3 protein-coding genes and 4 pseudogenes are annotated in these 9008 nt (G+C 70.8%); 2 read left to right on the forward strand and 5 right to left on the reverse strand.

Annotated features, from left to right (window positions below; translation table 11 throughout):
- Positions 1 to 112: 112 nt before the first annotated feature.
- From ACTWQF_RS10160 to ACTWQF_RS10170, 3 pseudogenes are all read right to left on the reverse strand, one after another.
- Positions 113 to 547, reverse strand: a pseudogene (locus ACTWQF_RS10160) (transposase); the annotation flags it as partial.
- Positions 548 to 900: 353 nt separating this feature from the next.
- Positions 901 to 1179: pseudogene (locus ACTWQF_RS10165) on the reverse strand (IS701 family transposase); the annotation flags it as partial.
- Between the two features lie 53 nt (positions 1180 to 1232).
- A pseudogene (locus ACTWQF_RS10170) lies at positions 1233 to 1535 on the reverse strand (transposase domain-containing protein).
- Between the two features lie 358 nt (positions 1536 to 1893).
- On the opposite strand from ACTWQF_RS10170, the gene ACTWQF_RS10175 reads away from it, so the two are divergent.
- Together ACTWQF_RS10175 and ACTWQF_RS10180 are read left to right on the forward strand one after the other, a co-directional pair.
- On the forward strand, positions 1894 to 6030 hold the full coding sequence (locus ACTWQF_RS10175; protein ID WP_443278841.1) for a hypothetical protein: 4137 nt from the start codon (positions 1894 to 1896) through the stop codon (positions 6028 to 6030).
- A gap of 107 nt (positions 6031 to 6137) precedes the next feature.
- Positions 6138 to 6878, forward strand: coding sequence for a class I SAM-dependent methyltransferase (locus tag ACTWQF_RS10180; RefSeq protein ID WP_443278842.1), 741 nt, complete (start codon positions 6138 to 6140; stop codon positions 6876 to 6878).
- Between the two features lie 209 nt (positions 6879 to 7087).
- Here the strand turns inward: ACTWQF_RS10180 and ACTWQF_RS10185 are convergent.
- Together ACTWQF_RS10185 and ACTWQF_RS10190 are read right to left on the reverse strand one after the other, a co-directional pair.
- A pseudogene (locus tag ACTWQF_RS10185) lies at positions 7088 to 8270 on the reverse strand (IS701 family transposase).
- Between the two features lie 73 nt (positions 8271 to 8343).
- A complete protein-coding gene (locus ACTWQF_RS10190) occupies positions 8344 to 8934 on the reverse strand; it encodes a hypothetical protein (protein WP_443278843.1) in 591 nt (196 codons plus the stop codon).
- Between the last annotated feature and the right edge of the window lie 74 nt (positions 8935 to 9008).

Raw genomic sequence — 9008 nt, forward strand, 5'->3', positions numbered from 1 at the left:
CAGCGCAGCTGATTTGGGGGCTCCGGGTAGCGGTGGTGGCTGTCACCGCCTGATTGATCAGTCCCGTTGGGCTTCAGCGGGAGGCCGGTTACCCGCTTCTGCGGGAGCTTCGGCGGGTGATTCGCTTGGGCATGAGTGTGATCGCGGCCCAGGTGATGAGCGATTCGGACCGCTGGATGACCCAGCGCCGGGGCAGGATGACGAAGCCGGGGGTGTGCTTCGGCCGGATGACGGTCTTGAGGGTCAGTCCGAGGTGCTTCTTCGCCCGCGTCACGAGCTGTCCGGCATAGCCGGAGTCCGCCCAGGCGATGGTGATTTCGGGGCGCATCAGCCGCAGCGGGACTTCCTTGGCCGCGTCGCGGTCGGTCATGTCGGCCGGGGTGACCATGACGAACAGCGACAGGCCGTTGGTGTCCACGACCAGGTGCCGCTTGCGCCCGTTGATTTGCTTCGCGCCGTCGTAGCCGCGCGAGTCGGGGCCGACAGTCTCGGCGGCCTTGACGGACTTCGATGGCCTGACCGTTTCCGTCCGCCTGTTACGCCGCCCGCCGAGCCCGGGGGCGCCGACACCTTCTCCCGCTACCTCACCGGCACCTGCGTACCACCCTGGGAAGTCATCAACGACCTGTTCACCGACCTCGCCGCACACCGCGGCGCGCCGCCACGACCCGAAACCATGGAGCTGCTGCGCACCCTCCACCAAAGAGCCGTCCGCGCAACCCCTCACCCAAGCACGGAGTCGCGGTGCTGGAGAACCGGCTGGCCGAAGCAGACCGCGAAAGCCGGCTCTCCAAAGGCCGCCGCGACGTTCTGGGCGAAGCCCTCCTGGACCGCCAGCACCGCATCGCCGACCTGGAGGTGCGCCTCAACCAGCTCGAAGCTGCCTGGGGAGCCGAACGTGCCCGCGCCAACGAGCACGTACTGCCGCACGTCGTCGAGCACCTCATCCGCGTCCCACTCGATCCGGTTCAGCATCCGATGAACACGGTCGGGACCCTCGTGGCCGGCCTCCTCCGCCAGCGTCCAGCCGTTCTTCCGCTGCAGCGGAGCGATCAGGCCCCGCATATGGGCCAGTGCCGACTCCCTTGGCTCCGACCTGCTGAAACGGTGCACAAACCGCTCATGCACCGCATCCAGCTCACCCGCCCACAACCTGACACCAGCAAGGTCCCCACCCATAAACACACCAACAACCGACCTGGTCATCAGTCACGGCAAGCACCGTCGCAGTACTAACACGTCCTCCCCGACTCCCCGAGCCGGGCTCGCTCTCTGCGTAACGACGACCGGTTCACCCTCGCCAGGGTTCGACTGCCCGCAATGCCGCTGCTCAGGACTCGCAGCACCTCTTCGTACGACTCACGGGCGAAGAGGCACAGCGCCAGGACAAATTACACGACCAGCCGGGCTGGCAGGAGTCGGCGGCGCCGCTCGGCCCGGTCGTGCTTGGCTATCGCCGAGTCGACCAGCTCGGCCGTGAACACCTTCGTCAGGATGCCGATCCGCACCCGCCGGCCCGCACCCCACCCCGTCACACGCGGGGCAACGATCTCAGCAGCTCAAAAGCAACTGCATTGGCCTGACCAGGCTCCCATCGTCGAGCAGGTCAGTCCGGACGCCTGGAGGCGGCCGAACTCTCGTGTGCGCCGGATGGCCCGACGCCTCGATGAGAGCACCCCCGGTCAGGCATCGAAGTGCGCGCCGCGACCTCGAATGGCTCGGGCTGGTGGAGAGAGACGAGACGCAAGACGACGACTCGTAGGCGTGGGGCGCCCGCGGATGCCGGGCCGCCAGTGGGGAGAGCTGAACGGAGAGACTGGTACGAGGATGTCGGTGGTCGTCCGTACGCTATGCGGCACGGTTGATCGTCCACACTGGGGGAGAGCGCGCCGCATGCGCATGCGTATCGAGAAGGACGGCTACGCCGCCGAGCTGACGGACGACCTGAAGACCGTCTACTACGGAACCTCCGGCCGACCCCTCAAGAAGCAGCCCCGAGAGCTGAAGGGCACGCCGGAGTTGGCGGCGTTCGCGCGGGTGCGCCACGAGCTGGAGACGCACCGCGACGAGTGCCGCGCCCTCGCCAGCGCCTGGGCGGCGGCCGGACAGTACGCGCCCCGCGTCCTCGCCGAGGCGGACCCGGTGTGGCGGCTGGTGTTGGACGAGGAGGGCGTGGGGCTGCGCGGGGACAGGCCCGACGGGTACGCCGACGGCGCGCTGTTCGCCCGTACCTACACCGGGCCGTTCGATGTGACCCGTACGCAACTGCTCGTGGAGGACGCCGTCCCGTACCGCGACATGCTGATGCGCGCGGACGGCTGGGAGCCGGAGCCCGGCGGCCTGTTCGCGACCGGCCTCCCCGACCCCTCCGGTGGTGAACTGCCCTTCCCCGAGCGCGTCCTCGCCGCGCACCCGGGCCTGGAGGGTCCTGCCCTGGAGAAGATTCGCGCGCTGCGCGAGGAGACGTTCGGCTGGCGGCACGTCTTCAAGAAGGACGTCGACTCCGTCCTGGCCGGGCTCGACCAGACCGCGCCCGCGCTGCTGGTCACCCTCCTCGATGGAATGGCCGACTTCGCGCTGCGGAACAAGGACGAGGCGGCCGCCACCGCCTGGTTCGGCCGCGCCCGCAAGGGCGAGCGGTTCCAGGCCCGAGAGGCCGACCAGCGCTGGCTGGACGCGCGCTATCTCACGTACGCGCGGGCCGGCGCCCTCGCCGCGACGGTCCTGCGCGAGCGGGCCCGCGAGCTGATGGGCACAGGGAAGCAAGGGGCTCCCGGCGCGGAGGACGTGGACCGGTTCCGCGCGCTCGTCCTCGCCCGGCTGACCGCGACGGGCGAGCTGTATCCCCAGCTCGCCACCGACATACGGAAGATCGCCAAGGCCGCCGGGCTCGACCCGGAGGAAACGCTGGCCGGGGTGCTCCACGAGATCGTCACCGCGCACGGCATCTCGCTCGACGACGACAAGCTGTGGCAGTCCTGCTTCAAGGGCCGCGCCATGGACCTGCTGCGCGCCCGTGGCCCGGAGGCCGCCCGCGCGGCGCTCCGCCTCCGCCCGCACGGCTGGGGCGGGAGCGGCGCGTTCTGGCGCGAGCTCCTCGACCGTACGGGCGCCCTCGCGCTGCTCACCGGCGACGAGCCGGGCCTGCCCGACGGAGAGGCGGCCCGCTGGCTGTCCGCCTGCGCCCGCCACCACGACCCGCGCAACGGTCCGCCCGCCGAGCTGTACGAGGTGGCCGAGCTGATCGCGCCCCGACTGAAGGCCGACGGGGTGCCGGTCGAGTTCCGTTTCCTGACGAAGACCCAGCGCGGGCAGGACGCCACCGTGCTCGACCTCGTCGACGTCCTCCTGGAGCACGGCGCGCCCGTCTGCGACCCGCCGGAGGCCCTGGGCCCGGCGTATCTGAGCTATGTGACGGTCGCCCGCCGCCCCGAGCTGGCCCACCTCCGCGCCGATGAGCGGTACGGACGCGAGCTGCGCGCCCGGGTGCGCGGCTCCCTGGAGATGACGTGCGACGACCGGGACGGCGACAACGCCTGGTACCAGCCGCACGAGACCAAGGGCTGGCGCTCCGTCCCGAAGCTGTTCGACAACCCGGCGGGGCACGAGGAGATGCGCGCCTGGTGCGCGCGGGAGCGCGCACGGCTCCGCACGGGCCCCGGGCTCCGGGAGCTGACGCTGCTGCTCGGCCGTTTCGTGCACGTCGGCGTGGTGGTGCCGCAGGTGCTCAGGGACGCGGAGGCGGCGGCCGACTTCGCCGCCGTGAACATCCTGCCGCCGCTGATGGACGAGCTGGCCGGGCTGCCCGGGGCCCCCTCCGGGCTCCCGCGCGAGCGCGTGGAGGCGGTGGTCGGCAAGCTCCAGCCGGAGTGGGTGACCGACCGCGTGCGCGCCAACCGGGCCGTCCTCGCCGAGGAGCTGCCGGAGCTGGTGACGGACGAGGGGGCCACCGAGGAGGCGTACCTGGCGCTGGTGAGGGCCGCCAACTGCCGCGCGGGCCTCGCCTACCTCGTCGACCGCCTCACCCCCGAGGACGCGAAGCCCGCGCCCCCCAGGCCGAGGGACCCGGTGGTCCGGGTCTGCGAGGAGCTGCGCGCGCTGGCCGGCTGCGGGGAGCCGGCCGGGGACATCGATCTGAGCGCGCCCGCGACGAAGATCGAGATGCCGAAATGGCGTGACGTCGACCTCCGCGAGGCACACGCGTACGCCGCCGTGCACGTCCTGCGCACCACGGCCCAGGGCCCGGACCGGACACCCGCGTTCGACGCTCTGCGCGCCTACGCCGCCTACCCGTTCGTCGCCGGGGACCCGGGGCACTGGCGGGTCGTGTCGTGCGACATCCCCGAGGGCGGGACGTCGCTCGCCATCTGGGACGTCGCTCCCGCAGGCGCCGCATTCCGCACGGCGACGTCCGCCGCCGTTGTCGTGAGCGCGGGAGAGACAACGCGCCGTCTGCTCCTGGAGTACGCGCCCGAGGGCACCTTCGCCGAGAGCGGGCCGCTGGCCCCGGCGGGCGCCGCGTTCACCGGCGCGTACGTGCTGGAGCCCGTGCGGCCCGGCGCGTGGTTCCGGCGCTTCGCCGAGCTGCACGAGGAGCGCGGCAGGCCGCCGGTGCACCCCGAGGCGGCCCGTGCGCTGGCGGAGGGCACGGGCCTCTCGGCTGCCGAGGCGGCCCACGTCCTCATCGGCTACGTCATCTCCGCCCCGTATCAGGCAGCGGAGCTGGACCCCAGCGGGGGCTTCCGCCACGTGGACCTCGGCGCGTGGAACGTCAAGGAGAAGGAGGGGTGGTGGGCCGCCGACACCCTGGGCGAGTTCCTCGCCCCCGACCGCGCCGCCGAGCTCGTGGAGCGGCTGCTCCCGGACGACCCGGAGGCGCTGTGGACCTCCGGGCCCGATGTGGCGCGCGCGGTGGCCTGGTGGCAGGAGGAGTTCGGCGCGCCGACCCCCGTGCCGCAGGCGCTGCTTCCCCTCGCCGTCAAGGAGACGACGCCGCCCGAGGGCGAGCAGCCGCTCCGGCGGGTGCGGGGCCACTTCGACTTCCACGGCGAGGAGGGCCGGCCCGTGCTCCGACTGCCCTCGCTGCTGGGCCGCGTCGCCTCCGGCGCCGCCTGCCTGACCCCCGACCCGTCGGGCATCGCGGGCGAGCCGGACCTGCTCGCGCTGCCCCGCGCCGCGGCCTGGCTCGCGTACCGCACGCCGGCGGGCGACCCGCTGCGGCCCGCCGTCGGCGCCGCGATCATCCACCTCCGCGAGGAGCTGTCCTCCGGGCCCGGCCCGCTGCGCCTCTTCTCGCTGCAGAGCAACTATCTGATGGGCGACCCGCCCTCCACGGACGCGCTCACCGGCCATGAGGCGGTCACGGTGACCGAGGACGCGACGTACGAGGTACGCCATCTCCGCGTCGAGCCATCCCTGTTGAAGGGCGCCGACGACCCGCTCCTGGACACCCTCGATGCCTACCTCGACTCCGTCCTGCCGTCCCAGTGGCTCCCCGCGCCCGGCGGGCTGCCCGCGCTCGCGGACCTGCGGCTGCTCCTGGACGACGGATTCGCGGCGCTGGGCACGCACTTGAGCGCCGACGAAGGGGCCGCGCCGGGCTGGGAGCAGCACCCGGCCCGTTCAGTGCCGCATCTCGTGGCGGAGTGCGCCACGCGGCACGGCCTGGACGAGGACGCGGCGGCGCTCCACCTCATGCTGCTGGCCCTGCCCGACCCGACGGACCGCAACGTGAAGCAGTGGACGGGCTGGAAGCCCGCGCGTTTCAAGGCCGCCTGCGCCGCGCTGGACAGGACGGGCCTGGTCGTCCGCGCCGCCCGCCCGCGCGCGGGCCGCTCGCTCTTCCTGCCCGGTCCCTGGCAGGAGACCAAGCCCCCGCGCCTCCCGGTCGAGTCGGCCAGGCGGGCCCTGCTCCCGCTGACCCGCGAGCACCGTTCGACGGCCCATATGGCGGCGGTTCCGTCCTGCCCGGTGCCGGAGCTGTTCGAGCGCGCTTGGGGGGCCACGGCCGACCGGGGCCGACGGGGCTAGGGCTCGTCCGGCGGATCATGGGCCGAGCCAGGGCCGGACCGGGGCGAGGGCCGGCCAGTGCCCTAATCGTGTTGACCGCCCCCGGCAGGCAGTGCTGGAGTCGGCCCGTGGACAGCATCCCCGCCAACCGGCGGCTCTGGAACCGGATCAGCAGCGCCTACCAGCACGAGCACGACCCGCAAATCGGCGCCACACCCCGGCTGTGGGGCATGTACTCCATCCCCGACGCGCGCCTGAACGCCCTGGGCGACGTCACCGGCAAGCGCGTCCTCGAACTCGGCTGCGGCGCCGGCCAGTGGTCCAGGGCGCTCGCCGCCGAGGGCGCCACCGTGGTCGGGCTCGACCTGTCCGAAGCCCAACTCGCCGCAGCGTCCGACGCGATGGGAGCGGCCCGCTACCCGCTGGTGCAAGGCGCCGCCGAACAACTCCCCTTCGCAGCCGACAGCTTCGACCTGGTGTTCTGCGACTTCGGTGGGCTCAGCTGGGCGCCCCCGCACCTGGCCGTCCCGCAGGCCGCACGCGTCTTGGGCCGAGGCGGGCGCCTGGTGTTCAACGTTGCCAGCCCATGGTTCGAAGCTTGTTACGACGAAGCCGCCAGCCGCGTGACCACGACGCTGCAGCAGGACTACTTCGGGCTGAACACCATCGCCGAAGACGGCGGCGCGACCAGCTATCAGCTCACCTACGGCGGCTGGGTCAAGGTCCTGCGCGGCGCGGGTCTCATCATCGACGACCTCATCGAGCCGCGGCCCGAACTCGGAACACCCAACGGCTACAACGAAACCGACCCACCCGACTGGGCACACCGCTGGCCGGCGGAACTGCTCTGGGTAACCCACAAACCGTAAGTTCCGCCGCGCCGAGACGTGAAGGCATCCCCTCGCCGGGCAGGCCTGGTACTTCAACGGTGCTTGTGGTGACTGCTGGCCAGTTCAGGGGCTGTGTCCGCGCCGTCTGTAGTGGCTGGTGCGCGCCTGGTGTTGTCGTCTTCGGCGCCAGGCCGACCAGTGCAGGATGTGCTCGACGGGGGCGGGCAGGCGGTCGGTGAGGCCGGTGATCAGCCGTCGTATCTCGGCGAGGCTGAGGTGGATGAGCCGGGAGGATCCGTTTCTGCTTTCCCGGCATCCAGTTCGCCGGCTCGCAGGACGGTCAGGCAGGTGAGGGCGGCCATGGCGAGGGTCATGTGTCGGTGCCAGCCGGGGTAGTGGCGGACCTGGTAGTCGTCCAGGCCGCATTCCTGTTTCGCGCTCTGGAAGCACTCCTCGATGGCCCATCGGCTGCCCGCGATGCGGATCAGGTCGTCCAGGGTGGTCTGGGCGGGGCAGTAGGCAATGTAGGAGGAGATCTCCTGCGGTCGGGCAACGCTGCGGCGGGCGATGACCCAGTGGCGGCGGTCGGGCCGGTGCCAGGGCCGGACCTCGACGCGTGCCCAGTCGTAGATCCGCAGGCCGTGAGCCCTGCTGCCGCAGGAACGGCGTTTCCAGTTCTGCTGGGCAAGACCGTTGAACAGGTCGTGGACGGGATGGCCGATCGTCCAGCGGGTGACCACGGTGTCGTGGCGGGTGGTGGCCATGACGTGGAAGACATCCGCCCGCTCCAGTTCCGATCGCCAGCCTTTGCTGAACCCGTAGGCGGCATCCGCGGTCACCTACCCGAACGGAAACTTGTCCGCGATGGCGCGGCGGACCATCGCCTTGGCCATGGCCACTTTGGTCTCGAAGGCAACCTCGTTGTCGATGCCGGCCCGGCGGCACCTTGCGCGGTCGTCGGTCCAGGAGGTGGGCAGATACAGACGCCGGTCGATCAGTGTCCGCCCGCGGTCGGTTGCATACGCGAGGAAGCCGCCGACCTGGCAGTTCTCCGTCCGCCCGGCGGTGCCGGAGTACTGCCGCTGCACCCCGGCCGACCGCATTCCCTTCTTCAAGAAGCCCGTGTCGTCCACGACCAGAACGGCGTTGGGGTCACCGAGGTTGTCGAGCACGTACTGCCGCACGTCGTCGAGCACCTCATCCGCGTCCCACTCGATCCGGTTCAGCATCCGATGAACGGTCGGGACCCTCGTGGCCGGCCTCCTCCGCCAGCGTCCAGCCGTTCTTCCGCTGCAGCGGAGCGATCAGGTCCCGCATATGGGCCAGTGCCGACTCCCTTGGCTCCGACCTGCTGAAACGGTGCACAAACCGCTCATGCACCGCATCCAGCTCACCCGCCCACAACCTGACACCAGCAAGGTCCCCACCCATAAACACACCAACAACCGACCTGGTCATCAGTCACGGCAAGCACCGTCGCAGTACTAAAGAAGCCAGCAACTCGTCAAGCCACGCGCCGCACCACGATCGCCCCATAGTCCCTGCTCATCGCGTCCGGGTAGTAGTCGGGAACGATATGCGTCCGGTCGGGCACGAGATAGTCATGGCCGCGGTACATCTCCAGGAACGGGTCGACCAGGCAGCCGTTGAGCTCAAGGAAGGCGTAGTCACGCGCTTCGATCTCGCCGAACCGGCGGCAGTAGGCGTCGTAGCCGGGGATTTTGGCACCGGCCAGGACGTAGCCGAGACCGAGCCGCCGCGCGAGGCCGACCGGTACCTCCATCATCGTCGAGTACGCCGTGCTGCCCCTCGCGATGCGCTTTAGCGAACCTGAGGCAAGATACAGCGCGTTCGCCGAAGTCAGATCAATCTCCGGATAATAGCCCTGGTTGGTCACGGCGTCCCAGCTGCTCAGTTCGGACACCTGGTCGGGGGAGTACCACATCGGAAAGCCCATCAGCGTGCCCACCACCTCACCGTCCTGCTCGAACAGCCAGAATCCCTCGGGGAAGGCTTGCAGCCGGATCAGCATCTGGTCGACGCTGGCTCGCTGGGACTCCTCCCAGTCCTGTTCCACGGCCATGATGTCGCCCATTTCGTCCGGTGTCGCCTGACGTACTCGCACCGTGTTCACCCCGTCTGCTGCTCAATGTTCTTCGAAGGACTCTT

The organism is Streptomyces sp. 8N114 (genome assembly GCF_052245835.1).
In the GTDB taxonomy this organism is placed as follows: Bacteria; Actinomycetota; Actinomycetes; order Streptomycetales; family Streptomycetaceae; genus Streptomyces.

Coding starts and splice junctions, on each gene's coding strand:
- ACTWQF_RS10190 (WP_443278843.1), bottom strand. CDS start 8,934: ATGGGCGACATCATGGCCGTGGAACAGGACTGGGAGGAGTCCCAGCGA.
- ACTWQF_RS10175 (WP_443278841.1), top strand. CDS start 1,894: ATGCGCATGCGTATCGAGAAGGACGGCTACGCCGCCGAGCTGACGGAC.